Source organism: Dictyoglomus thermophilum H-6-12 (assembly GCF_000020965.1).
GTDB lineage: Bacteria > Dictyoglomota > Dictyoglomia > Dictyoglomales > Dictyoglomaceae > Dictyoglomus > Dictyoglomus thermophilum.
Genome location: NC_011297.1, coordinates 1,029,922 through 1,055,757 on the forward strand (window position 1 = coordinate 1,029,922; position 25,836 = coordinate 1,055,757).

The following is a 25,836-nucleotide window of genomic DNA, read 5'->3' on the forward strand; positions in this document are numbered from 1 at the left end:
TATGAGAAAAATAGATTATGTTCTAAGTGGTTTTTTGATTGCATCCTTAGGTTTAAACACTTATTTTGTGATTAATATGGATAAATTGATAAGGGACGATTTTGAAGAAATAATATCAGCAAAGAAGGTATCTTTTGTTCAGCAAAACTTAGAAAAAATAGATCAAATTAAGATAGCTGAAAACTTAAATGATTTAAAGAAAAAATATAAATTGTCTTTGGGGAGAACAGATCCATTTAAACCACTAATTGAAGAGCGTAGACAAGAATCTGGCAGTATAAATTCTATTTTACCTGATAAGAATGTTGTAAAAGTTATCCCTGAAAGTGAGAGACCAAATTTTGTTGTTAGAGGCATATTAAAGGGAAAATACAATGAGGTGGTAATTTTAGAAAAACCTGAAAAAGAAGAGAGCTTCGTAGTAGAGAAGGGCAAAGAAGTAGATGGTTATCGAATAATAAAGGTAGACATAGATAACAACACTATTACTTTACGTAAAAATAATAGAGACTTTATCTTAAAATTAGTAGGAGATAGGTAGCTCTTCTAAAAATATTGTTCCGTTAAATGTTATATCTCTTGTCCTAACAATATTTTGGTATCTTTTCTGAATTTTTAAATAAACTTGAACCTGTTGGATATTAGTATTTCTTGCAGGAACAGTATCAGTATAAGTATTTAAGGTATATGTATTGTTCGTTGGGTTAAAAGTACTATAGTCAATAACATAGTAGGTCAAAGTAAAGCCATTTGGTACTATGTAATCAGCAATTATTCTGGGGCCTTCTCCTGAAGTAAAGGTTATATTTGTAGGGTAGTTGACTATCTTGCCTATTTTCAAAGTTTTTGATGTACCAGTAAAGGCAACAGCAATAGTGTAAGTAGTATATTGAGGAGTCCAATTTATTAATTTTCTATAATACAAGAGCATTCTTGCATTAGGAAGGGCATTATCCATAGGTATTCTTGGCCTTGTTAAATAGACATTTAAATAATAACCTCCAGAAGGTGCGGGAGTTATAGTTAGGAGTTTGTCATATCCTACTCTTTCGTTTATATTTAGGTTGAAACTTGAGTTGTCAGTAAGTCTGACATTCACATTTGGAGGATATACAAAAATACTTTTTAGTAGTGAATCAAGAATGTTAGTTCTCGCTGAATTAAAGGAATCATATATTTCTTTATCAAGCCTCTGGGATATAAGATCTCTTTGTACTGACATCCATATAGCAAAGGTTACTGCGATTATTATAAAGAGTATAAAGAGAGAAATTATTAGTTCAACTAAGGTCATGCCTTTTTTCATGGTCTTGTAACTACCCCCGCAAGCTCTGCTAAAGGATTTTCGTATCTTTTAGGTGGCGCACCGGGCCCAGGTTTGTGGAGATTAGTATTAATTTTGCCATTATTTTTGGCATAATAAACCCTTACTGTTATCCTTTTTAGAATAGCCACTGACGAATCTGGATTTTTATAATCTTTAACCAAAAATTGTACTACATATTTAGGAACACCATTTATCTTAGGAATATTATAAAAATCTGTATACAGTCGATCATTGTCAGGTGGATCCGCAGGAATTGCAGGTCTTATAGTTGGTATTGCTGGAATTGCTCTTGTTTCATTCACTTCATTTTCTATTAGTGCATCAAAATTTGCCTCGCTACTTCCTGCCCAAATTTTTACTGTCTCAATAATATTTTTTGCTATATCCTGGGCTTCTGCCCTATCTCTTGCTCTCTTATTTAGAGCATAACTCCAAATGGTTGCTCCTGTTAATCCAAGTACTAATATCATTAGAATTATGGTAAATATTGTTACACCTATTAAAGATTGACCTTTTTCAGTATTTATCTTCAACCCCATCACCCCCTAATTTTTTTTACTCAATAAACTCCACAAAGGGAGGATAAGGACCTTTTTCAGAACTTCCTTTACTTTCTACATTGATAGTATTGGTTGTATTAATGTTACTTTCGACTTCCAAATTCACATCTCTCTCTATCTTCTCTTTTACTTCTCCTGAAGAAACATAATCACCACTGGTAGATTTAATCGAAAATGCCTTGAAAATTAATATAACTATAAAGATAGCTATGCTTATAATTAACAAAACCCTATCGATATTTTTTATTTCCATTGTTCCCTCCAAGAGTCAATAGATACCCACCTCTGGGTTTGAGGGTTACCCTCCTGTATTGTCCTTCCTGTAGTGGGGAAGTAAGGTGGAGCATACCCCGATCTCATTCTATAATCATACCAGAAATCTCTCCCATAACCGCTTTGAGGAACCGGATTACCATTTCTATCGGTGGTAAATGTACCAAAAGCACCATAATTTTTGGATATAATACCACCTAAAAGGTGCACATCTCCCGCAGGAGACCTAGTGTTATAGTTAGCTACTTGTACCACCCCATTGGGGGCCATAAGTACTGCATGGATATTAGGATCTTGTAGTGGAGTTCCATTACTATTTCTAGGGTCAAGAATTATATTGCCAGTTTCTGCAAGGAGTCCAAGTACATTCACAGCATCGGGATTGTTTCTTGGATCTTCCTCATAGGTTATGTGATGTGTTATAGTTATATTATTCTTAGCAACCACTGTAATTCTTTGATCTTTTTGTACTATGCCTTTTATACTTGTGACACTTCCATTTACATAGATTACTCCATTGGGAATTTTATTTATTTCTATAGTTTTATTGCCTATTTTTACATAAGTTTTATTATTTTGAGTATCAATAGTGAATACATAAGTATTTGATCCTTGGGTTATAGTATAAACTGCTCTTCCTAAGGAATCTTTTCCAAGTTCTATGCTTGCATTACCTTGTACATATATTCCTCCACCATTGGCTATTGTTATGGTATATATTCCATTATCAGGTGCCTGATTACTAACGGGTAGACCAAGGTACTGCCTTATAATAGAGTATGTGGGTGAATAGGTTGGAAAATTATCATTAGGGAAGTAGGATAGTGCAGCGTAAAGCTGAGTATAAGCTACGGTAGGAAGATTAATTGCAGGAGCACCTCTGACAAATCCTCTTGCAAAATAGGGAATATCTCTTGGAGGATTACTATCCGCATCAAGCCTTCTTTGATTTCCTCCATTGTAAAATAGAGCTGTTCTTGAATAGGAAGATACTTCATCAAAAAATTGTGGTGTGTATGCAAAAGCAAATTCTCCATTGGTATGGACAGGACCATAGAATCTTGTCCTATCTGTAAACCAAACTCTTGTTGTACCATCTCCCATTACATGTCTATCAGTAAATAATGCAAATCTTGCAAAATTTTCCTTTCTCAATACTCCCTCAATTTTACCTGTTACCGTTACCTCAAGGCTAATAGGTGGATTAAAGTTTATTTTTCGACCCAAACAGGTTATTGTATATACATAAGTATAGCTAATTTCGTCAGTTGTTCCACCTCTTACCACTGCACTATAGCTTGCCAAACTAAAAGAGTAATCTAATATAGAGTAAACAGTAGTAGGGTCTACTTGAGATGTATTGGTATAAATGTAATTGATCGTATTAACAAGGTTTGAGTTATTTTTTGATAGAACATATGAGAGAAAATCACTATCTATATCTGTTAGTTTTCGCCTTGTCAATTGGTCTTTTAGGTAATATCTGGCTGTAGTAAGAACAGTTTTAATACCGACTTGAGTAGCATAAAGCACTTGATCTCTTGCCTGATTTCTACGGGTAAAAAAGGATTGTTCAATAGGGAAGTTTACAACAAGGGCAATCAAAGCAGTAATAAAGATAGCAAAGGTAATCGCCGTGATTAAACTTATGTCTCCTTTCTCCCCCTTTTTACCTCTCATTTGTTAACACTCCTTATTAATATTTAAGATCTTTCTAAAATATATTATACACATAAAAAACAAAAAATAAACCTATCTTCTTTGAATTCAAAAGAAGTTTGAGAATTTCTAATGGCTAATTTAAAAATAATTCAAACTATAATCTTAATACATCATCGCAATCTTACCTGTAGTAGTTATCTTTATAGAATAAGAGAGATTTATAGTTAAATTTTTACCTGTTATTACTAAACCATTATTACTTGTAATATTAGTGTCCGAAGATAATCTTCTGCCATTTAAAGAATTAACAATCTTCGCCTGTCCTCTAATCTCATCCGTATTTCCACCTGCTTTAAATACAATCACCAAATAGTTTTTGCCATTTATGTTTAGAGTAGGTGATACCAATTGCATTTTTATGTTTCTTGGAAACTTTACATTTTTAAAGTATCGAGAGGTTGTATCTCCTGGAACAAAATGTAAATTATAAGTTTGAGGATTTTGTAGCATTCCATATTGCATAAATTCAACATAATATTCATCTTCACCAATGTACGCAATAAGGTCTTGTTGTTGAGTAATAGCTTTTTCTCTTACAATCCTTAAATCTTGAGCAAGTTGCCAAATTGTATTTTCCAAAGCTTTTCTTTCATAAAAATTTCGCAGAGTCGGAATACCAATTATTGCAATAATAGCTAAAACAGCAAGGACAATATATAATTCTATTAAGCTAAACCCTTTTCTCATAGCTTTACACTAACTACAGGATTTAAAGATCCTATATAATTTTCAGAAACAGTTTTAGTTATAATCTCTGACCATTTATTTCTTAATACTTTTCCTGCAGAAGATGTAACTTCAAAAGAAACACTAACATACTTCTTTGGCTCTCCCATTAATGGAGGTGGAGCAATGGTATTATTAGCAAGTCTGTTGTCATAAATTATATTCTGCTTTCCATTAAAAGTAACTCCCTGGGTACTTCCATAACCCCCACCAATGACAGCTCCAAATATAGTAGATTCACCATTAAAAGTGACGTTACTATAAGGAGCATACATTAGTCCATGATACTCTACACTTCCATTTACTACTATTCCACCATTAGATCCTTGTCCAAGAGAAACAAGGGCAGAAATATTTTTATCATCCAAGTATTTTATTCCCTGAGCTCCATTAAATTGTATCTTCTTAGTGGAAATTATAGTACCCGAACCTTTTATCTTGACTATTCCATTAAAAGTTACATCTCCATTTACCCATATAACGCCTGGAGATGAAAATTCAAGAGTACAATCACCATTAAAAGTAAGATTACCATTAATATACAAGGCTACTGGGGGATTGGTTGAAGTAGGATTTATTTTCACGTTTCCAACAGCATTTAAAGTTAATGCTCCATTTATATAATAAGGTACATTTGTCCCATTGTAAGTTCTTCCGTTTACTACAAGACTATAATTATTGTAAGTGGTTAAAGATCCATTATGAATAACTCCTGATGAACTTGCTATCTGTTTTATCTGATCCTCTAAAGGAAGGGGAATCTCTGGTAATGATTCTTTTTGATTGTAAATTATCTGTCCTCCTATATATGGTTTACCAGTTATAGTAATAGGATTTGCTTCTTGAGGTAGAGAGGTTATCAAGTTGCCGTATATATTTGGTGCTCCATGCAGGGTTACTCTTCCATCTACATATAAATCTCCATTACTATACTGAGTAGTATAAGTACCATTGGGAGATATATTCCCTGAATATATGTCAAGAGCTCCATTTATAGTTATGCCATTTCCAGACCAAACTGCATGAGTAAAAGCAGGTGGTATTATGGTATTGGTATAATCTTTAATAATTTGTGCTAATATACTTCCAATTTTAGCGGAGGAATAAATTGACCTAATCTTATTAGGGTTGTTTAAATAATATCCGGTAATTCTTATATGAAATTCTCCATTACTCCCACTGTCATCAGTGTATTGAACATTAGTTCTTAAGACAACCCAACGATTGGTTGTTCTAAGATTACTATCTAAGGTAGATAAACGATATGTATTATTTGAATAGAATTCTTGTACCAAAGTATTTTCATTTATTTCGGATAGATTTGGAATTAAATAATACATTCCGCTATTATTTAATCCAACTACTTTGTATAATTTCTTTTCGGATAGATCGTACAAGTAACTTCCATAATTATCTAAAATATCCCAAAGAGACCCAGAACTTTTAATAGCCTGAGAATAATTGCTATAATCTGCTCCTACAGCACTATACGGGTTTAATGTAGTGTTTAGATCAACTACTTCTCCACCATTGATTTTAGAAAGAAGTAAACTCAAAGTATAATAAGCTGATGCTTTTTTGATCATATTTTCGTCAGTTAGTTTTTGGGATATTATATTTAACCCCCTGTAAATATCTGAGTTTATGTCAAGTACAGATGAAAGTAGTAGTTTAGAAAAATCGTTTATAGTAAGTAGAGTATTATCAAGCATCAAATCACATGCGACAAGTAAATTATCCGACATTTTTTCCTCACTAAAAAGAACATCCTTAGTCAAAGCAGTATTAAGAAGAGTTATCGAGATTCCAAGAAGTATGAAACCAAGAAAAATCACCAATACAATAGTCGAATATCCTTTCTCCTTAATTTTAATCATAGCTAAACTCCCCCCAGTCAGAAAAATTATTTATTGCCTTAGAGAAATTAGAAAAGTCCTATATATACTCATGGTATTTCCATAAGGAAGAATAGATTCTGCAAAAATTTCCACCTCTACAACTCTTGGATCCCAAAAGGGTCTTCTTATAATTACGTTTCTAAAAACTTTCTCTGTTAATGGTTGGCTATTTATTATTTGTTGAAAAGTAGCTCCATTATCGTTAGATAAATTTAGAGAATAAAGAATAGCTCTCATTCCCTTTGAGTTGGCAGTACCAGGTAGATAAACAATTTTTCTAATATGATTATTTTCATCTACCGTATTAAATTCAATGAGCTTGTTCTGACTAAAGTCAGAAGTACTATCATTTGAGCTTGAGTAGGAAGGAAAAGTTATAGTATAAGCTTGTCTTAAATCATTAGAAAGTTGTTGAATGAAAATACTCATATCATCGAGAATTTCATTATATATTTGTTGGGAACGGGATATTTGAAAAGAATAGAGAAGGGCACCAAATATTAAAGAGAAAATGATCATAAATATAACAATAACTATTAAAGTCTCTACAAGGGTAAAACCTTTATCTTTTTTAATTTTCATCTTAATCTCCCCAAGTCATTATTTGATTTGCTACCTCATAAGAGTATTCTTTACCACCATAAACCCAAAAGACTCTTACAAGAACATCATAAAATTGGACATGTTCTGGATCACTAGTATATCTTTTTCTTGCTATAATTCTTGTAAGAATCCTAAAACCTTCGTAGTTCATAGTACTTTTCATTAAACTGGCATCGTTAGTATAGTGAGGATCATAGTCAGGAGAATTTGGATTAGTTTTTTTAACATCATTTGTATAAATTTTAGGTATATAAGTTCCTTTTGCCTTGAAAAGATTTTTTGATATATTTTTAGAATATTTAACCAAAGGAATTAAATTAGTAGTTTTATCTTTTCCATTATCGAGGTTGGCATCAGAAGCTCCAAAGGGAACAAATCCTTGTAGGACAGAATAGAAAGATTGAGGCTTATCATTATAAGTTTGATAAGGAAGAGAAGGATTAACATTTATGACTAATGGATCGCCGTTTATATCTACAAGCCCAGGATAATAATGATAGGAATCATTACCTAATGTATAACTAGTACCATATGTGGATCCATATTTGGCATCTATAATAGATCCTTTTCCAGGATTATTTTGATAATTAACATTTCTTGATCTTATATATTCAACAGTAAAAAAGGCTATATTTTTTGCCATCTCTGAAAGCTCTGTTTTTTTTATTTTTTCTCCAGAAGAGATAAAAACAGGAAGAGAAAAACTCATAATAATAAGCAAAATAGTCATGCTTACCAGAAGTTCTACCAAAGAAAACCCTTTCAATTTTTTAATTAAAGTCACACCCATCACCCTAATGTTGTATCTATTTTCCTTTGGTACTGATTACTTTTTACTTTTTATAAATTATACCAAAAATTTATAATTTTTATTCAATTGTTTAAATAAATAAAGAAAGTTGATTTATTATGCTTTTAACTTTACATAATATATATTATCGGAAGTAAATTTGAAAGTCTGAAAAATCTATTTTAAATTCATCCAAAACCCCTTTACAAAAAAAACATACTGTGGTATTATTACTGACTAAAATGAATCCTATAAATCAACGGCGATGAAGAGGAGTAGTACGTAATTTCCCATATTTACAGAGAGCCAGCCAAGAGGTGAGAGCTGGCAATATGGGGTTACGGAACTCGCCTCAGAGCTGAGATCCTGAATTAGGAAGTAGGGATCTCCGTATACCTGCGTTAAAGGTTAGAGTTGCCTTAAATCTATTTGGACTTAAGGCAAGGAAGGTGGTACCGTGGGAAGCTTCTCACCCTTTATGGTTGAGAAGCTTTTATTTTAAGAAGGGAGGTTTAAAAAATGTTGATGACTGTTGCGGAAGCAATCATAAAGTACATGCAAGAAGAAGAAGGAATAGAGGTCATATTTGGATATCCAGGAGGAGCCGTTATAGGATTTTATGATGCTCTTTACAATTCTTCTCTAAAACATGTCTTAGTAAGACATGAGCAAGGAGCAGCCCATGCTGCAGATGGTTATGCAAGATCTACAGGAAAAGTTGGAGTCTGTGTTGCTACATCTGGTCCTGGCGCTACAAACCTTACTACTGGCATAGCCACAGCCTACATGGACTCGGTGCCAATTGTAGCCATAACAGGGCAAGTTAAAACTTCAGCCATAGGAAAGGATTCTTTTCAAGAAGTAGATACGAGAGGAATAACCATGCCTATTACAAAACACAATTATCTCATTACTGACCCTCATGAGGCTCTAAGAATTGTAAAAGAAGCCTTTTACATTGCTAAAACAGGCAGAAAAGGCCCTGTTCTTATAGACATACCATCTGACATTTTTCTATCCAAAATAGAATATTCTGTTCCATCCAAAGTTGAACTCTTAGGCTATAAACCTAATTATGAACCCCATCCTCTACAAATAAAGAGAGCTGCCCAACTTATTAAAGAATCCGAAAAACCAATCATCCTTGCTGGAGGAGGAGTTATAGCTTCGGAAGCTTCTCAAGAACTAATAAAATTTGCAGAAAGGATAAATGCTCCTGTGGTTACAACTCTAATGGGGAAAGGAGCAATTCCAGAAACTCATGAGTTATCTTGTGGTTTTATAGGAATGCATGGAGCAGCTTATGCAAACTATGCCATAAACGACAGTGATCTTATTATTGCAATAGGAGTGAGATTTTCTGATAGATCTACAGGAAAAGTAGAAACTTTTGCTCCCAATGCAAAAATAATACATATAGACATTGATCCTGCCGAGATAGGTAAAAATGTTCAGCCCTATGTTCCTATTGTAGCTGATGCAAAGAGAGCTCTAGAAAAACTAATAGAAGTAGTAGAACCTAAGACAAATCCTATTTGGTGGGAGAAAATAAAGGATTGGAAAAACAAGTATCCATTAAGATACAGGATGAGCAACGAAGTAATTAAACCTCAGTATGTTATAGAAAGAATCTATGAACTTACAAAAGGAGAAGCAATTGTTGTAACCGAAGTAGGTCAAAATCAAATGTGGGCTGCTCAATATTATAAGGTAAAAAGACCGAGACAGTTCATTACCTCTGGAGGTCTTGGTACCATGGGATTTGGTTTTCCAGCAGCTATCGGAGCCCAAATTGGAAATAAAGATAAAGTTGTTATTGACATAGCTGGAGATGGAAGTATCCAAATGAATATTCAAGAGCTCGCAACAGCAGCTTCAGAAAAATTACCAGTGAAGATATTTATTCTCAATAATAGCTGTCTTGGTATGGTAAGACAATGGCAAGAACTGTTCTACGAAAGAAGATATTCTTGTACTCTACTTGATGTTGCTCCAGATTTTGAGAAACTTGCAGAAGCCTACGGCGCATATGGAAGAAGAGTTGAAAAAATAGAAGAATTAGACGAAGCTATTGAATGGGCTTTAAACATTAATGATTCTCCTGTAATAGTAGATATTAAAGTCAATAGAGAAGAAAATGTATTTCCTATGATTCCAGCAGGTGGATCTATAGATAAAATGCTTATTGATTAAGAGGAGGCGATACCATGCAACATACTCTCTCTTTGATTGTGGAAAACAAGCCAGGAGTACTTGCAAGAATAGCTGGTCTATTCAGTAGGAGAGGATACAACATTGAAAGTCTTGCTGTTAATACTACCGAAGTTCCAAATCTCTCAAGAATAACCCTTGTAGTTAAGGGGGATGAGAAAGTATTAGAGCAAATCACCAAACAAGCCTATAAGTTAATTGAAGTTATAAAGGTTAATGATTTTACCGGAGTGCCTGTAGTCGAAAGAGAATTAGCTCTAATTAGAGTTAAATCAGATGCTACAAATAGGAGGGCTATTATTGATCTTGTAGAAATCTTTAGAGCTAATATTGTAGATGTTAGTGATAAAGATTTAATAATTGAAGTTACAGGAGATAGTGAAAAAATTGATGCTTTTAAAAAGAATTTGGAACCTTATGGGATTAAAGAAATGGTGAGAACCGGAAAGATTGTTATGGAAAGAGGTCTAAAACTTTAATTAAGGAGGGTAAAAAAAATGGCTAAGATTTACCATGATTTAGAGGTCAGTCTTGAGGTTTTAAGTGATAAGGTCATCACAATTATAGGTTATGGAAGCCAGGGAAGAGCTCATGCCTTAAACCTAAAAGATAGCGGAATGAAGGTTATAGTTGCTGTAAGACCTAATGGAGAATCCTGGAAAAGAGCTCTTGAAGAAGGCATGACTGTAGAAAAGATAGAAGATGCTGTACAAAAATCTGATATCATAATGTTCTTGATACCTGATACTGAACAACCAGCAATTTATAAAGAAAAAGTCCTCCCCTATTTAAGACCTAATCAAGCTTTAGGTTTCGCTCATGGTTTTAATATTCACTTCTCCCAAATTGTTCCTCCACCTTTTGTAGATGTATTCATGGTAGCCCCTAAAGGTCCCGGTCCATTAGTAAGAGATCTATATGTTGAAGGAAAGGGAGTCCCTGCCCTTTTTGCTGTATATCAAGATTATACTCAGAAATGTAGAGATATAGCTTTAGCATATGCAAAAGGAATCGGTGCAACCCGTGCCGGAGTTCTAGAAACTACATTTAAAGAAGAGACAGAAACAGACCTCTTTGGAGAACAAGTAGTACTTTGTGGGGGAGTAACAGCCCTTATTAAGGCTGGTTTTGAAACCCTTGTAGAGGCAGGTTATCAACCAGAGGTTGCTTATTACGAATGTCTCCATGAGATGAAACTCATTGTGGATCTTATAAATCAAGGCGGAATAAGTTTTATGAGAAAAGCCATATCTGATACAGCAAAATATGGAGATGTCACAAGAGGACCAAGAATTGTGAATGAAGAAACTAAAAAAGAGATGAAAAAGATATTGAACGAAATTCAAAATGGTCAATTTGCTAAAGAATGGATCTTAGAAAATCAAGTAGGGAGACCAGTATTTAACGCACTATTGAAGAAAGATGAGGATCACTTAATAGAAAAGGTTGGAAAAGTGATAAGAGAGATGATGCCTTGGTTGAAACCTAAAAAATAGGGTGGTGAATTAAATGACTAAGTTGTATATTTTTGACACAACCCTAAGAGATGGAGAACAAACTCCTGGAGTGAATTTAAATAAAGAAGAGAAATTGGAAATTGCAAAGCAACTTGCAAAGCTTAATGTAGATATTATCGAGGCAGGATTTCCAATTGCTTCTCCAGGAGAATTTGAAGCCGTTAAAACTATTGCCGAGAATGTAAAAGGACCTGTTATTGCAGCTTTAGCAAGAGCTATTCCTATGGATATAGACAGAGCTTGGGAAGCTATTAAATATTCAGAATCTCCAAGAATACATACTTTTATAGCTACTTCAGACATTCATATTGAGAAAAAATTAAAGAAAACTCGAGACGAAGTTTTAGAACAGGCTGTCTCTGCTGTAAAATATGCAAAAAGATACTGCAGTGATGTGGAATTTTCCGCAGAAGATGCAGTAAGAAGTGACTTCAACTTCCTTGTAAAGATTTTTGAAGCAGTTATTGACGCTGGAGCAACAGTTATAAATATACCTGACACAGTCGGTTATGCCCTACCCTGGGAATTTGGAGACTTAATAAGGAGATTAAAAGAGAATATAAAGAATATTGATAAAGCTATAGTGAGTGTTCATTGTCATAACGATTTAGGCTTAGCTACTGCCAATTCTCTTTCAGCAATTGTAAATGGAGCCGAGCAAGTTGAATGTACTATAAACGGACTTGGAGAAAGAGCCGGAAATGCAGCTATGGAAGAAATTGTAATGGCAATAAAGGTAAGAAGACTTCCTTTTGAGGTTGGTATCAAGACAGAAGAAATCTATAAGACAAGTAAACTCGTAAGCAATCTTACTGGCATAGTGATACAACCTAATAAAGCAATTGTAGGTGAGAATGCATTTGCCCATGAATCAGGCATACATCAACATGGAGTAATTCAAGATCCAAGCACCTATGAGATAATTGACCCTAAAATGATTGGAATTCCTGAAAGCAAGATTGTACTTGGTAAACATTCTGGTAAACATGCTTTTGAAAAAAGGCTACAAGAGCTTGGATATTCTCTTCCTCCTGAACAATTAGAAGAGGCTTTTAAAAAATTTAAAGAGCTTGCAGATAAAAAGAAGGAAATCACTGACAAAGATATAGAGGCTTTAGTATCTAATCAGATAAAGTTAGTGCCTGAATACTACAGATTAGTCCACCTGCAAGTAGTAAGCGGTATCGGTATTGTTCCTACCGCTACCATAATAATCTCTGAAGATGGGGAAGAAATAAAAACGGTAGAAATTGGTAATGGGCCAGTAGATGCTGTTTATAAAGCTATAGCCAAAGCTATAAAAATACCTCATTCTCTGGAAGATTTCTCTTTAAAATCTGTGACAGGTGGAACTGACGCACTTGGTGAAGCTATGGTAAAGTTATCTGACAAAGATGGAAATATATATGTAGGAAGAGCCACTAGTACTGATATTGTTGAAGCTAGTGCTTTAGCCTACTTAAGAGCCCTGAACCAATTAGTAATGTTGAAGGGAAAGGGTTAAAGGAGGTATGAATTCTATGGGAATGACCATCACAGAAAAGATATTAGCAGACCATTCTGGCAAAAAAGAAGTTTTTCCTGGAGAATTAATATTTGTTAAGCTCGATTTTATACTCGCCAACGATATAACTGGACCTCTTGCTATAAAAGAATTTGAGAAGATTGGAGTAGAAAAAGTCTTTGACAACGAAAGGATTGCATTGATACCAGACCATTCTACCCCTAATAAAGACATAAAATCTGCTATGCAAAGTAAAATGCTTAGAGAATTTGCAAAAAGACAAGGAATAGAATACTATTATGAGGTAGGTAGAGTTGGAATAGAACATGCATTACTACCCGAAGAGGGGCTTGTTCTTCCTGGTGATGCAATAATTGGAGCAGACTCTCATACCTGTACCTATGGAGCTCTTGGAGCTTTCTCTACTGGGGTTGGAAGTACAGATCTTGCTTATGCTATGGCTACAGGAGAAATATGGTTAAAAGTACCTGAAAGTATTAAGTTTGTATACTATGGAAAACTACCTCAATGGGTTACTGGAAAAGACTTGATTCTTTACACCATAGGCAACATAGGTGTAGATGGTGCAAGATACAAGGCTATGGAATTTACTGGCGAAGTTATAAGAAATCTTCCTATGTCTGATAGACTTACTATATGCAATATGGCAATAGAAGCTGGAGCAAAGAATGGTATAATTGAGCCTGACGAAATAACTTTAGACTACGTAAGAAACAGAGCCAAAAGAGATTTTAAAATATATAAGAGCGATGAAGATGCTCAATATAAAGAGGTCTATGAGTGGGATGTCTCAGATTTAGAACCAATTGTTGCTTTCCCTCATCTGCCAAGTAATATAAAGAAAATCTCTGAAATAAGTAAGGACATCTATATAGATCAAGTCTACATAGGTTCCTGTACTAATGGAAGAATTGAAGATTTAAGAATTGCAGCAAAAATTTTAAAGGGACACAAAGTACATAAAGATGTGAGGTTAATAATAACCCCTGCAACACCTAACATATACATGCAGGCCTTAAAAGAAGGTTTAATAGAAATTTTCCTTGAAGCTGGTGCCTCTATTACTCCTCCAAGCTGTGGTCCATGCTTAGGAGGTCATTTAGGGGTTCTTGCGGAAGGTGAAAAGGCTGTAGCTACAACCAATAGAAATTTTGTGGGGAGAATGGGACATCCTAAGAGTGAGGTTTATTTATCAAATCCAGCCGTTGCAGCTGCTTCAGCTATTTTAGGAAGAATAGCTGCCCCTTGGGAAGTGGAGGTGAAAGAATAATGATATATAGAGGAAAAGCCTTAAAATATGGTGATAATATAGATACTGATGTTATTATTCCTGCAAGATATTTAAATACAACAGATCCAAAAGAGCTTGCAGAACATTGTATGGAAGATTTGGATTTAAATTTTAAAGAAAAAGTAAAAGAAAAAGATATCCTTGTAGTAGGAGAAAATTTTGGTTGTGGTTCCTCAAGAGAGCACGCCCCTATAGCAATTAAGGCTTCAGGAGTAAAGTGTATAATTGCAAAATCTTTTGCAAGAATCTTTTACAGAAACGCTATAAATATAGGATTACCTATACTTGAGGTTCCAGAAGCAGTAGATAAAATTAACGAGGGTGATGAGCTAGAAGTTGATTTCGACCGCGGAATTGTTAAGAACTTGACTACAGGTGAAAGTTTTAATACCTTCCCCTTCCCTCCCCTTATTCAGGAGATAATTAAAAAAGGTGGATTGATTAACTTTGCAAAAGAGAGGGTAAAAGGAGGTAGCCTATGAAACTAAAAATTGCTGTACTTCCTGGGGATGGAATAGGCCCTGAAGTAGTAAGGCAAGCAATAAAGGTTATCAATGTAATCTCTAAGAAATTTGGTCATGAAGTAGAAATAAAAGAAGGAATTGTGGGAGGAATTGCCATAGATAATTTTGGAGATCCATTACCTGAAGAAACATGGAAAATATGCGAAGAAAGTGATGCCATACTGTTAGGGGCTGTGGGAGGACCAAAGTGGGACAATCTTCCTGGAGACAAAAGACCTGAGAAAGCTCTACTAAGACTGAGATCAGGTTTTAATCTTTTTGCCAATATAAGACCTATTCCCATTTTTGATGAACTAATTTTTTCTTCCCCAATTAAAGAAGATTACTTAAAGGGTGTTGATTTTGTAATTGTTAGAGAGCTTACTGGGGGTCTTTATTTTGGAAAACCAAAAGAAACAAGAATAGAAAATGGAGAAGAAGTAGCAATTGATACTATGATATACCGAGCCTCTGAGATTAGAAGAATAGCTCATGTAGCTTTTAGAATGGCTCAAAAAAGAAAGAAAAAAGTAACATCTGTAGATAAAGCAAACATTCTTGAATGTTCAAGATTATGGAGAAAAATAGTAGAAGAAGTGTCAAAAGAATATATAGATGTAACTCTTGAACATATGTATGTGGATAACTGTGCAATGCAAATAGTAAGAAATCCAAAACAGTTTGATGTAATACTCACCGAGAATACTTTTGGTGATATACTAAGCGATGAAGCAGCAATAATAACAGGCTCTATTGGAATGTTACCTTCCGCAAGTCTTGGTGAAACTAAAAAAGGATTATATGAGCCTATACATGGTTCAGCACCTGATATAGCGGGTCAAAACATAGCAAATCCTATTGCTACTATTTTGTCAGTTGCTTTGATGTTTAGATATTCTTTTGATCTTGAGAATGAAGCTAAGCTTATCGAAAATTCTGTGAGAAAAATATTGAGCCTTGGTTATTTCACAAAAGATTTATTCAATAATAATCCATACGCTAAGAAGTTAGTAAGCACAGAGGAAATGGGAGACCTAATATGCAGTGCAATTGAAGGAGGTGCCTGATTATTAATGAAAAAAGTTTTTTTGTATGATACCACCTTAAGAGATGGTGCCCAGAGTGAAAGAATCTCATTCTCTCTTGAAGATAAAATAAGAATAGCACAAAAACTGGATGAGTTTGGAATAGACTACATTGAGGGAGGATGGCCAGGGTCTAATCCTAAGGATTTAAACTTCTTCAAAAGAATCAAAGAAATTCCCTTAAAACACGCAAAAATAGCAGCCTTTGGAAGTACAAGAAGAGCACAAGTAGCACCTGAAGATGACTCTAACTTGAAAGCTTTACTTGAAAGTGAAACCCCAGTAGTTACTATTTTCGGTAAAAGTTGGAATTTACATGTTACAGAGGTATTAAGAACCACATTGGAAAACAACCTAAAGATGATCTATGATTCTATAAAATATCTAAAAAGTTTCGGTAAAGAAGTAATATACGATGCAGAACACTTCTTCGATGGTTTCAAATCAGATCCAGAATATGCTCTTTCAACCTTAGAAGCTGCATCAGAAGGTGGTGCTGATTGGATCGTACTCGCAGATACAAATGGGGGTACTCTTCCTTGGGAAGTAGAAGAGATTATGGAAAAAGTAATGGAAAGGATTAAAAAACCAATAGGAATACATGCTCATAATGATTCAGGTCTTGCTGTAGCAAATTCCATAGTATCAGTAAGAAAAGGAGCAACACAAGTTCAAGGCACCATAAATGGATATGGGGAAAGATGTGGAAATGCAAATTTATGTACCATAATCCCTATTCTTCAGTTAAAAATGAATATCGAGGTCATATCTGAAGAAAAACTATCTCAACTTACAGATCTTGCAAATTGGGTTTCTGAGATTGCTAACTTACCTCCTGATCCATCTTCTCCATTTGTAGGAAGAAGTGCCTTTGCTCATAAAGGTGGTGTTCATGTTAATGCTGTTCTCAAAAATCCAAGATCTTATGAACATATAGATCCTACTAAAGTGGGTAACAAAAGAAGAATACTTGTCTCAGAACTTTCTGGTACCAGTACTATAGTCTCAAAGGTGAAAGAATTCAATATAGATCTTGATAGGGATTCACCTTTAGCTAAACTAATATTGGATAAGATTGCCCATTTAGAAAACGAGGGTTATTACTTTGAGGGTGCTGAGGCTTCTTTTGAACTCCTAGTAAGGCATCTTTTGGGCCAAGAGACAAAGCTATTTGATTTAATAAGTTTAAGAGTACTTATTGAGAAAATAGGAGACTCTGGCGAAACAATTACAGAAGCAACATTAAAGCTCAAAGTAAAGGATCAAATTGTCCATGTAGCTGCAGAAGGTGATGGGCCTGTGCATGCTTTAGACCAAGCTTTAAGAAAAGCTCTTGTCGAATTCTACCCCGAACTAAAGAATATTCATCTTTCCGACTTTAAAGTAAGGGTTATAAATGGAAATGCGGGTACAGCTGCAAAAGTCAGAGTATTAATTGATTCAACCAATGATAAAGGTGATACTTGGAGTACTGTAGGAGTCTCTACAAATATTATAGAGGCAAGCTGGCAGTCTTTAGTGCAGAGTATCGAATATGGAATAATGAAAATGCGGGAGAATTAAATCTCCCGCACCCCATCTGAAGTCTCTAACACTAATACATCAGGTTTGAAACCAAATTTGTTTTCGTAACTCACAGTAATTTTTTCAATCCAATTATCAATGATCGATTCCGGAACAAGATTTATAGTGGATCCTCCAAATCCTCCACCTGTCATTCTGGAGGCAAAGGCACCATATTCTAATGCTTTTTCAACTAAAAAGTCTAATTCTTCGCAAGTTACCTCATACAAGTTTTTTAAGCTAAGGTGAGAGTCTAACATATATTTAGGTAGATTTTCCCAATTATCATTTTTCAGGTCGTTAACAAAATTCAACACTCTCCTATTTTCGTTATAAACATGAGCAACTCTTTCCTTTAATGGGGATGGTAGAATTTTTTGAGAGAGTTCATATCCTTCTTCATCAAGATCCCTTAGAGAGTTTATATTTAAATACTTTTGTAATATCCTAAGAGCCTCCTCTCCCTCTCTTCGTCTAGTAGAATAACCTTCTCCTGCTATTGAGTGTTTCACCTTTGTATCTACCACTACAAGTCTTAGTCCCCTACTCTTTATGTCAAAAGGAATATGTTCATAGTCTAAAGTTAAAGTATCAATAAGAAGCGCAGTTTTTTCCCTTCCAAAAGTAGCAATAAATTGGTCCATAATTCCACAAGGAGCCCCCACAAAATTATTTTCTGCTCTTTGAGAAAGTTTTGCTATCTCTTTTTTGTCAATTTTAAGATCAAAATACTCATTAATTCCATAAGCAACTGATACTTCATAGGCTGCTGAACTTGAAAGTCCAGCTCCCATAGGGACCTCTCCATATAAATAAGCATCGAAATAGGGTATCTCTCCTCTTAACTTCTTGATTTCACTTATCACTCCCATCAAATAATTTATCCATGTTTTTTCTCTATTAAAAATTAAATTTGAATAATCAAATTCATAGTAATCATTAAAATTCTCTGAAAAAACCCTAAACTTATTTTCTCTATTCTGTCTTAGATAAAAGTAAAAAAACTTGTTTATACTTACAGGTAAAACAAAACCATAATGATAATCAGTATGTTCACCGATTAGATTCACTCTTCCGGGGGCTCTAAAACCCCTAAATCCCTCTTTATCTTTAAAAATTCTCTCAATATTAGCCATCATTTCTCAGAAATCCTCCTTAAGCTCTCTCTCATAAGCTCAGCAGACTCCTCTGGGGGCAAAGGGTTTATAAATGTTCCAGCACCTGATTCTACACTTGCAAGATATTTTATTTTATCTTTTGCTCGATGAAGAGAGTAAAACTCTACATGGAAGTGATAATTAGGATATTCTCCTTTAACTGGCTTTTGATGAAATACCATCATATAAGAGAAATTAAACCCATATATGTTATCATAAGCTTTTGTTATCTTTTGAATGATTTCTGCAAGATACATTTTCTCAGCATAAGTCATATCAGGAAGAGATCCTAAATGTCTTTTCGAATAAATATGAAGCTCAAAAGGATATTTGCCATAAAAAGGCATGAAAGCCACAAAGTATTTATTTTCGTACACGATTCTTTTTTCTTCTCTTAGCTCTTTCTCTAATATAGAGCAAAATAAACATTTTTTGTGTTCTGAATAAAACTCATCATTGGCCTTTATTTCTTTTTCAATTATAGGTGGTATAAAAGGAAGTGCATAAATCTGTCCATGAGGATGATGTAAACTTACTCCAACAATCTCTCCCCTATTCTCAAAAATAAAAACATATTGAATAAAATCCAAGCCACCTAAATCCTTATACCTATCTTCCCAGACCAAGATTAATTTTTCTATCTGCTCAAGAGGCATTCTAGACATGGAGGAATCATGATCCATAGTATACAATACTACTTCACAGACTCCCTTCCCACCTCTTACTTTATATATTTCATCCTCCCACTCAGAAATATCAGGAGTTTCTTTAGTCAAAGATGGATATCTATTTTCAAAGACTGCTATATCAAAGGGTTTAGGTACTTCCACTCCTCCATAACAGAGAGGACAGGCATTTCTCGCAGGAAGAACAGGTCTTTCCTGAACCTTACCGGCAACTATTACCCATTCTTTTAGAAATGGATGCCAACGTAGTTCACTGCTCATCTTCAACCTCTCCTTCCAACTCGAAATCATAATAATACATTAAGCGACCATCCTCTTTAATTTCGATTCTCTTTATCATTTTCCACTTTCTCATAGTTAACAACCCCCCAATTTATTTTGCAATGTATTCTCAACCCATTTTTTAATATATTCAAGCTGATCAAGTTCCTCAATCTTTTTGAATTCCTTCCAAGAACTTAAAACATATCCAATTAAGGGTACAATTTCTTTAAATTTAATAATGCCCTTTATAAAAAAATTTACCAAAAACTCATCAGATATGGCGAATATTGCAGGATATACCCCACCCTTTTTACCCACTTCATAAGCAAGTTTTAAGGCTGGAAATTTGTCATAATCTACCTCATAAAAATCAAGACTCCTATTACTTAAACTTAAAAGATTCCACTTTATGCCAGATCTCTTAGGATAAAACAATGCATATTGGATTGGTATCCTCATATCTGGATAAGCCATATGAGCTATAATAGATCCATCTAAAAGTTCTACCATACCATGCACAATACTCTGAGGATGAATTAATACTTTAATTGAGTCGTAGTCAAAGTTAAAAAAGAAATGAGCTTCGATTACCTCTAATCCCTTATTTACTAAATTAGCCGAATCAATAGTAGTTTTATACCCCATATTCCAAGTAGGATGTCGTAATACTTCCTCTATATTTGTTTTCTCCATTTCATCTTTAGATTTGTTCCAAAACGGTCCACCCGATGCTGTTAAGTATATACTCTCAATTTCTTTCCTTTTGAAAGAATTTATTAATTGAAACAGAGCGCTATGTTCACTATCTATTGGTATAAGTTTCGATTTTGATTTTTTTAGCCATTTTTTAATTAAGTCCCCACATGCTACAATAATCTCCTTAGTAGCAATAGCAACATTTATTCCTCTACTTATCAAGATCTTTAGAGGGTAAATCGCCTCTATACCAGATATAGCCATTACCGCAAGATCTACCTCTAAATTTGCAATATATTCTAATCCCTCTCTGCCGTGAAAAATCTTTGCATTGTAAGACAAAGAAAATGGAGTATTATCGAACAAAGAAACATAGGGTACTTTGAATTTCTCTGCAACCTCTTTTAGCTTATTTATATTTCCTTTTGAAGCTACACCGACTAACTCAAATTTATCTTTATGTTTCTCTATAATCTCAATAGTTTGGGTTCCTATTGATCCAGTTACGCCAAATATTACAATTCTTTTTTTCATAACATTCTTAATAAATATAACATATAGTAAGCTGTTGGTGCTATAAACATAAGACTATCAAACCTATCTAAAATCCCACCATGTCCTGGCAAAAGAGGGGACGAATCTTTAATACCAATTTCTCTCTTTAGCATAGACTCTACAAGATCTCCTAACTGTCCCATTATACCGAGAGTAATACCAAGTATTGTGGGTAGAAAATACCGCTCATAATAAATACCACCGAAGATTAAGCTAATAATTGCTGATGCCACTATAGCAGCAATAGAACCTTCTATAGTCTTATTAGGGCTTATAGAAGGTGCCAATTTGTGTTTTCCAAAAAATTTTCCAATAAAGAAAGCAGCCGAATCACTTACCCAAGTGATTATTATTATGAAGTAGGTAATTTGTTCTCCTAAAGGTAGGTTCCTCAGAATAATTAAGTATCCTAATAATAAAGGTATATAGAAAAAGCCCAAAAAAGTTAAAGAAACTTCTATTATTGAATGCTCTTTCTTAATCAACTCATAGATGAGAGTGGAGAGAATTAATAATGGAAGAAAAATTCTCATTGCCCATCTACTCTCTAAATATAGAAAAAGAAGATACAAAAATCCAGAAATTATTCCTTCTAATTTTAGTGTCTTATAACCTCTTTTCTCTAAGAGATTATAAAATTCATATAGTCCAAAACAAGCTATTACTTCAACTAAAATAAAAAATATTTGATCCCCAAGATGGATGTACCAAAGTATTAGAGGAATTCCCCAAAGTGCAGTCAAAATTCTTTTAAGCATTATTTTCTAATCCACCAAATCTTCTTTTTCTTTGGGCAAAATCTAAACAAGCCTTTTTTAAGTCTTCCTCATTAAAATCAGGCCAATACTTAGGTGTAAACCATAACTCAGTATACGCTATCTGCCAAAGTAGAAAATTACTTATTCTATATTCTCCACTTGTTCTTATTAAAAGGTCTGGTTCTGGTAAATCAAAAGTAGATAAAAAGGAAGAAAATAAACTTTCATTTATATCCTCAATTTGCAGTTTGTTATCTCTTACTTGCAAAGCAATTCTTTTTACTGCCTGCAAGATATCCCATCTTCCACCATAATTGAGAGCAATAGTCAGAACTTTGTCTTCGCCTGTTTTCGTCTCTTCAATTACATATTTGATTCTTCTCTGAAGATAGTTCGGAAGTTCTTCAATATTACCTATTACCTTTAACTTGATTTTATTTTCTATGAGTTTATCTTTAAATTTATCTATGCTTTCATCAAGAAGTTTCATCAAACCTTCAACTTCTTCCCTTGGTCTTTTCCAGTTCTCGGTAGAAAAAGCAAAAAAAGTTAAATAGTTAATTCCCCAATTAAAAGCAATTTCTGAAATTTTCTCAACTACCAATGCCCCCTCTCGATGCCCCATCAATCTTGGAAGGTTTCTTTCTTTCGCCCATCTTCCATTGCCATCCATTATAAATGCTATATGTTTAGGTAATTTCTCTTTTGGAATTTCAATCTCTTCCATCTTTTATTCTTCTTTCCTCATAATTCTCATAAGTGAGGATAAAGAACCATTTTATTCCGTCATATTTCTCAGAAATAATTCTTAAATCACCAAAAGCCTCATTTGAATCAGATATATAGTTTAGTTCATAATCAACTCTATCTGGTGGTAACTCTTTAAGCACATCTTTAAACCTCATACCAATGTAAGTTCTCATACTTCCATTATTTCTTTCTCTTTCATTTCAATTAGTTTTTCTATCTCTTCTATAAACTTATCCGTCATTTTCTGCAATTCTTCTTGAAGTCTATAAAACTCATCTTCGGAGATTTTTCCTTCCTGCTTTTCCTTCTTAAATATCTCTAAATAATCTCTACGTATATTTCTTATAGCAACCCTACCATTCTCTGCCTCTTTATGTACTACCTTAACAAGCTCTTTTCTTCTTTCTTCTGTCAAAGGTGGAAAGACTACTCTTATAACTTGACCATCATTCTGAGGTGTCAAACCCAATTCAGATTTAAGAATTGCCTTCTCAATCTCTCCAATGATGCTTTTATCCCACGGCTGAATTAAAACCGTTCTACCCTCCGCAATCTTCAAGGTTGCAACCTGATTCAAAGGCATCATATTTCCATAATAAGAGATTTTTATTTCGTCGAATATGCCAATAGAAGGTTTTCCTGTTCTTATACCTTGAAATTCTTTTTTAACCACTTCTACAGCCTTCTTCATCTTTTCTTCTATTTCCTTGAAATGTTCTTTACCCATCTTCTCCCCCCTTATCCGAGATGATTTCCAAATCCCCAATATAAGTTCCCACTTTTTCACCCAAGATAATTTTCTTTAAATTACCTCTAACAGACATATTAAAGACAATAATAGGTATCTTATTATCCATACATAATGAGACTGCTGTTGCATCAAGAGCTTGAAGTCTCAACTTTAAAAATTCAATAGGCTCAATAGTCTCAAACTTCTCAGCATCGGGATATTTCAAAGGATCCTTATTATAAACACCATCAACCTTAGTTTCTTTTAGAATAACCTCTGCTTTTATCTCTGCAGCTCTTAGTGCTGCTGCTGTATCAGTAGAGAAAAATGGATTTCCTGTACCTGCAGCAAATATAACTACCCTACCCTTTTCTAAATGTCTTATTGCTCTTCTCCTTATAAAAGGTTCCGCTATTTGCCTCATCTCAATTCCAGTCTGTACCCTAGTGACTACTCCTAATTTTTCTAACATATCCTGAAGAGCAAGAGCATTTATGGTAGTTGCAAGCATTCCCATATAGTCAGCTGTAACTCTATCTATACCTAAGATTTTACTTTCCCTACCTCTGAAAAAGTTACCGCCACCTACGACTACACCTATTTCTACACCTAAATCATGAACCTCTTTAATGTCCTCGGCAATACTTTTTATACAATCCGGATTTAAACCAAATCCCTGCTCTCCGCTAAAGGACTCTCCACTAATTTTTAAAAGAATTCGCTTATATTTTGGTTTGAGTTCCATTATTAATCTTCTCCTACTACAAAGCGAGCAAATCTCCTTACCACTATATTCTCTCCTAATTTAGATATGGCTTCTGTAATTAGATCCTTAACTTTAATTTCTGGATTTCTAACAAAAGGTTGCTCTAACAAACAAACCTCTTCGTAAAATTTTTCTAACTTACCCTCAATAATCTTCTCTATTACATGCTCAGGTTTTCCTTCATTCTTTAACTGAGTTCTATAGATCTCTTTCTCTTTTTCGATAACTTCAGGTGGCACATCCTCTTTACTTACATATTGGGGATTCATACCTGCAATTTGAAGAGCAATATCTTTAGCAAGTTTTCTAAACTCATCAGTTCTTGCTACAAAATCTGTCTCACAGTTAACCTCTACTAAAACCCCTAGTTTATCTCCAGTATGAATATAAGCCTCTATAATACCTTCTTTGGCAACACGTCCTGCCTTCTTAGCAGCCTTTATTACTCCCTTTTCTCTCAAAATTGTAACCGCCTTTTCCATATCGCCATTTGCCTCTTCAAGGGCTTTCTTAGCCTCCATAACACCTGCGCCTGTTCTCTCTCTCAATTCCTTTATCATTTCAATGGTAATTTCCATACTACTTCAACCTCCTAAAGTTTATGATATTTCAGACTGAAGATCTTCATCTTTTAGCTGTAAGTCTGCTTCTTTTTCTCTCAAATCTTTACCCTCTAAAATAGCATCTGCTATTTTGGAGGTGATAAGCTTAATTGACCTTATAGCATCATCGTTTCCTGGAATAGGATATGTTATTAATTCAGGATCACAATTTGTATCTACAATAGCTATAATTGGAATACCTAGTTTATTGGCTTCTTTTACAGCAATTTCTTCTCTCTTAGGATCAACTATATATAATACATCTGGAAGCTTCTCTATACCCCTTAAGCCATCAAATACTTTTACTAATTTTTCTAGCTCCCTGTTTAGTCTATTTGCCTGTTTTTTAGGAAGCTTTTCAAAATAACCATTATTCTTTAATTCCTCAAGCTTTACCATGTAGTCAATTCTAGATTTTATAGTGGTGAAGTTTGTCAACATACCTCCTAACCATCTTTGATTAACATAAAATGCTCCACATCTCTTAGCTTCTTCCTCTATTGTCTGTTGAGCCTGCTTCTTGGTACCAACAAAAAGAAAAGTTTTCCCTTCCTTTGCTTGTTCTTTTGCAAATTCGTATGCTTCCTCAAGCTTAACCAACGTTTTTTGTAAATCAATAATGTGGATACCGTTTCTTTCTGAAAAAATGTACTCTTTCATTTTAGGGCACCATCTTTTAGTCTGATGCCCAAAGTGAACTCCAGCTTCTAGTAATTGTTTCATTAAAATATGTGCCATATTACACCTCCATTTTTGGTTTTTCCTCCCCTTCCTTCATCTTCCCTTGGGACTTCTTTAAGAAGCACCACCAAGAGAATCCAGAAGGGTGAGTTTTAAAACATTCAGAAAAAAGTATACCACGAAGAATAAGGATTTACAATACTATTTTAATAATTTTCAATTTGTGATATACTCTTTAAAGTTATTTTAAAGGAGATGAGGCTCAAAATTGATAAATTTTCCTATATATGTTGTATATATATGGAAAAAAGATAGTAGCATAGATAAGTTAGACCTTCCCATAATTGCCATAGGTAATCCGAGAGAAATTATATTACTTTGCCAAAGAATATTAGCTCCTAAGTCTACCATTAATGAATTTTTTCAAGAATATAAAAGTTATGCTGAAAAAATGGGTTACGATACTCATAACTTGGAACTTTTGTCTTTCTTAAAATTACTTTCCAAGATGAAGATCATAGAGCTTTACGAAGTTCCCAAAGAAATTTTTAGTGGTGATGGATAGGCTTTTTGGTGGTATGTATAACAAAATTTTTA

Annotated in this window: 28 protein-coding genes and 1 other annotated feature; of the genes, 10 read left to right on the forward strand and 18 right to left on the reverse strand. The window is 34.1% G+C overall.

The annotated features are described in order from the left end of the window. Nucleotide 1 precedes the first annotated feature (1 nt). Complete coding sequence (locus tag DICTH_RS05085) at nucleotides 2–541, forward strand: hypothetical protein (protein WP_012547073.1); 540 nt, start codon at nucleotides 2–4, stop codon at nucleotides 539–541. Here the strand turns inward: DICTH_RS05085 and DICTH_RS05090 are convergent. The 8 genes from DICTH_RS05090 to DICTH_RS05125 form a co-directional block, all read right to left on the reverse strand. Beyond that, a complete protein-coding gene (locus tag DICTH_RS05090) occupies nucleotides 524–1,306 on the reverse strand; it encodes a hypothetical protein (RefSeq protein WP_012547947.1) in 783 nt (260 codons plus the stop codon). The genes DICTH_RS05085 and DICTH_RS05090 overlap by 18 nt on opposite strands. Then, a complete protein-coding gene (locus DICTH_RS05095) occupies nucleotides 1,303–1,860 on the reverse strand; it encodes a type IV pilus modification PilV family protein (RefSeq protein WP_012547886.1) in 558 nt (185 codons plus the stop codon). The genes DICTH_RS05090 and DICTH_RS05095 overlap by 4 nt, the downstream gene beginning before the upstream one ends. Nucleotides 1,861–1,882: 22 nt before the next feature. After that, complete coding sequence (locus DICTH_RS05100; RefSeq protein ID WP_012547093.1) at nucleotides 1,883–2,140, reverse strand: hypothetical protein; 258 nt, start codon at nucleotides 2,138–2,140, stop codon at nucleotides 1,883–1,885. Further along, nucleotides 2,131–3,840 carry a DUF4900 domain-containing protein gene (locus tag DICTH_RS05105; protein ID WP_012548470.1) on the reverse strand — a complete coding sequence of 570 codons (1,710 nt, stop codon included), beginning with the start codon at nucleotides 3,838–3,840 and terminating at the stop codon, nucleotides 2,131–2,133. The genes DICTH_RS05100 and DICTH_RS05105 overlap by 10 nt, the downstream gene beginning before the upstream one ends. 144 nt (nucleotides 3,841–3,984) lie before the next feature. Beyond that, nucleotides 3,985–4,569 carry a pilus assembly FimT family protein gene (locus tag DICTH_RS05110; protein WP_012547141.1) on the reverse strand — a complete coding sequence of 195 codons (585 nt, stop codon included), beginning with the start codon at nucleotides 4,567–4,569 and terminating at the stop codon, nucleotides 3,985–3,987. Then, a complete protein-coding gene (locus tag DICTH_RS05115) occupies nucleotides 4,566–6,485 on the reverse strand; it encodes a DUF7305 domain-containing protein (RefSeq protein WP_012547160.1) in 1,920 nt (639 codons plus the stop codon). Before DICTH_RS05115 ends, DICTH_RS05110 begins: the two co-directional genes overlap by 4 nt. A 30-nt stretch (nucleotides 6,486–6,515) precedes the next feature. Continuing rightward, nucleotides 6,516–7,088 carry a PulJ/GspJ family protein gene (locus tag DICTH_RS05120; protein ID WP_012548000.1) on the reverse strand — a complete coding sequence of 191 codons (573 nt, stop codon included), beginning with the start codon at nucleotides 7,086–7,088 and terminating at the stop codon, nucleotides 6,516–6,518. A 1-nt stretch (nucleotide 7,089) separates the two neighbouring features. Further along, the gene (locus DICTH_RS05125) at nucleotides 7,090–7,899 is read right to left on the reverse strand and encodes a PilW family protein (RefSeq protein WP_012546957.1); all 810 of its coding nucleotides are present in this window, start codon (nucleotides 7,897–7,899) and stop codon (nucleotides 7,090–7,092) included. 256 nt (nucleotides 7,900–8,155) lie between these two features. Further along, nucleotides 8,156–8,379: a binding site (T-box leader), on the forward strand. Between the two features lie 39 nt (nucleotides 8,380–8,418). Here DICTH_RS05125 and ilvB point away from each other — a divergent pair. The 8 genes from ilvB to cimA are packed head-to-tail and all read left to right on the forward strand — an operon-like array spanning nucleotide 8,419 to nucleotide 17,594. Beyond that, nucleotides 8,419–10,092 carry a biosynthetic-type acetolactate synthase large subunit gene (gene ilvB, locus DICTH_RS05130; protein WP_012547768.1) on the forward strand — a complete coding sequence of 558 codons (1,674 nt, stop codon included), beginning with the start codon at nucleotides 8,419–8,421 and terminating at the stop codon, nucleotides 10,090–10,092. A gap of 14 nt (nucleotides 10,093–10,106) precedes the next feature. Then, nucleotides 10,107–10,589, forward strand: coding sequence for an acetolactate synthase small subunit (gene ilvN / locus DICTH_RS05135; protein WP_012547617.1), 483 nt, complete (start codon nucleotides 10,107–10,109; stop codon nucleotides 10,587–10,589). An 18-nt stretch (nucleotides 10,590–10,607) separates the two neighbouring features. Then, nucleotides 10,608–11,606, forward strand: a complete 999-nt coding sequence (ilvC, locus tag DICTH_RS05140; protein ID WP_012548681.1) for a ketol-acid reductoisomerase — start codon at nucleotides 10,608–10,610, stop codon at nucleotides 11,604–11,606. 13 nt (nucleotides 11,607–11,619) lie between these two features. Then, nucleotides 11,620–13,131 (forward strand): 2-isopropylmalate synthase, encoded by a 1,512-nt coding sequence (locus DICTH_RS05145; RefSeq protein ID WP_012547536.1) that lies wholly within the window; start codon nucleotides 11,620–11,622, stop codon nucleotides 13,129–13,131. A 16-nt stretch (nucleotides 13,132–13,147) separates the two neighbouring features. Then, nucleotides 13,148–14,422, forward strand: coding sequence for a 3-isopropylmalate dehydratase large subunit (gene leuC / locus DICTH_RS05150; protein WP_012548119.1), 1,275 nt, complete (start codon nucleotides 13,148–13,150; stop codon nucleotides 14,420–14,422). After that, nucleotides 14,422–14,925, forward strand: a complete 504-nt coding sequence (gene leuD / locus DICTH_RS05155; RefSeq protein WP_012548272.1) for a 3-isopropylmalate dehydratase small subunit — start codon at nucleotides 14,422–14,424, stop codon at nucleotides 14,923–14,925. The genes leuC and leuD overlap by 1 nt, the downstream gene beginning before the upstream one ends. Further along, nucleotides 14,922–16,013 (forward strand): 3-isopropylmalate dehydrogenase, encoded by a 1,092-nt coding sequence (gene leuB, locus DICTH_RS05160; RefSeq protein ID WP_012548280.1) that lies wholly within the window; start codon nucleotides 14,922–14,924, stop codon nucleotides 16,011–16,013. Before leuD ends, leuB begins: the two co-directional genes overlap by 4 nt. Before the next feature lie 6 nt (nucleotides 16,014–16,019). After that, nucleotides 16,020–17,594: a citramalate synthase gene (gene cimA / locus DICTH_RS05165; protein ID WP_012547583.1), complete on the forward strand. Its 1,575-nt coding sequence runs from the start codon at nucleotides 16,020–16,022 to the stop codon at nucleotides 17,592–17,594. On the opposite strand, the gene galK is transcribed toward cimA, so the two are convergent. The 10 genes from galK to rpsB form a co-directional block, all read right to left on the reverse strand. Beyond that, nucleotides 17,591–18,733, reverse strand: a complete 1,143-nt coding sequence (gene galK / locus DICTH_RS05170; protein WP_012548382.1) for a galactokinase — start codon at nucleotides 18,731–18,733, stop codon at nucleotides 17,591–17,593. The two genes, cimA and galK, sit on opposite strands and share 4 nt — an antisense overlap. Then, nucleotides 18,730–19,698, reverse strand: a complete 969-nt coding sequence (gene galT / locus DICTH_RS05175; RefSeq protein ID WP_012547553.1) for a galactose-1-phosphate uridylyltransferase — start codon at nucleotides 19,696–19,698, stop codon at nucleotides 18,730–18,732. The genes galK and galT overlap by 4 nt, the downstream gene beginning before the upstream one ends. Nucleotides 19,699–19,794: 96 nt before the next feature. After that, on the reverse strand, nucleotides 19,795–20,931 hold the full coding sequence (dxr, locus tag DICTH_RS05180; RefSeq protein ID WP_012547764.1) for a 1-deoxy-D-xylulose-5-phosphate reductoisomerase: 1,137 nt from the start codon (nucleotides 20,929–20,931) through the stop codon (nucleotides 19,795–19,797). Continuing rightward, complete coding sequence (locus DICTH_RS05185; RefSeq protein WP_012547923.1) at nucleotides 20,928–21,710, reverse strand: phosphatidate cytidylyltransferase; 783 nt, start codon at nucleotides 21,708–21,710, stop codon at nucleotides 20,928–20,930. Before DICTH_RS05185 ends, dxr begins: the two co-directional genes overlap by 4 nt. After that, nucleotides 21,703–22,437 (reverse strand): isoprenyl transferase, encoded by a 735-nt coding sequence (locus DICTH_RS05190; RefSeq protein ID WP_012547684.1) that lies wholly within the window; start codon nucleotides 22,435–22,437, stop codon nucleotides 21,703–21,705. The genes DICTH_RS05185 and DICTH_RS05190 overlap by 8 nt, the downstream gene beginning before the upstream one ends. Continuing rightward, entirely contained in the window at nucleotides 22,424–22,633 is a 210-nt protein-coding gene (locus DICTH_RS05195; protein WP_041723229.1) for a hypothetical protein, read from the reverse strand. The genes DICTH_RS05190 and DICTH_RS05195 overlap by 14 nt, the downstream gene beginning before the upstream one ends. Then, nucleotides 22,630–23,187 carry a ribosome recycling factor gene (gene frr / locus DICTH_RS05200; protein ID WP_012546974.1) on the reverse strand — a complete coding sequence of 186 codons (558 nt, stop codon included), beginning with the start codon at nucleotides 23,185–23,187 and terminating at the stop codon, nucleotides 22,630–22,632. The genes DICTH_RS05195 and frr overlap by 4 nt, the downstream gene beginning before the upstream one ends. Further along, on the reverse strand, nucleotides 23,180–23,935 hold the full coding sequence (gene pyrH / locus DICTH_RS05205; RefSeq protein WP_012547315.1) for a UMP kinase: 756 nt from the start codon (nucleotides 23,933–23,935) through the stop codon (nucleotides 23,180–23,182). Before pyrH ends, frr begins: the two co-directional genes overlap by 8 nt. A 2-nt stretch (nucleotides 23,936–23,937) precedes the next feature. After that, nucleotides 23,938–24,534 carry a translation elongation factor Ts gene (gene tsf / locus DICTH_RS05210; RefSeq protein WP_012548710.1) on the reverse strand — a complete coding sequence of 199 codons (597 nt, stop codon included), beginning with the start codon at nucleotides 24,532–24,534 and terminating at the stop codon, nucleotides 23,938–23,940. A 21-nt stretch (nucleotides 24,535–24,555) separates the two neighbouring features. Next, nucleotides 24,556–25,296, reverse strand: coding sequence for a 30S ribosomal protein S2 (gene rpsB, locus DICTH_RS05215; RefSeq protein WP_012547097.1), 741 nt, complete (start codon nucleotides 25,294–25,296; stop codon nucleotides 24,556–24,558). 211 nt (nucleotides 25,297–25,507) lie between these two features. Between rpsB and DICTH_RS05220 the strand changes: the two genes are divergently transcribed. After that, nucleotides 25,508–25,804, forward strand: coding sequence for a hypothetical protein (locus DICTH_RS05220; RefSeq protein WP_012548446.1), 297 nt, complete (start codon nucleotides 25,508–25,510; stop codon nucleotides 25,802–25,804). Nucleotides 25,805–25,836 lie beyond the last annotated feature (32 nt).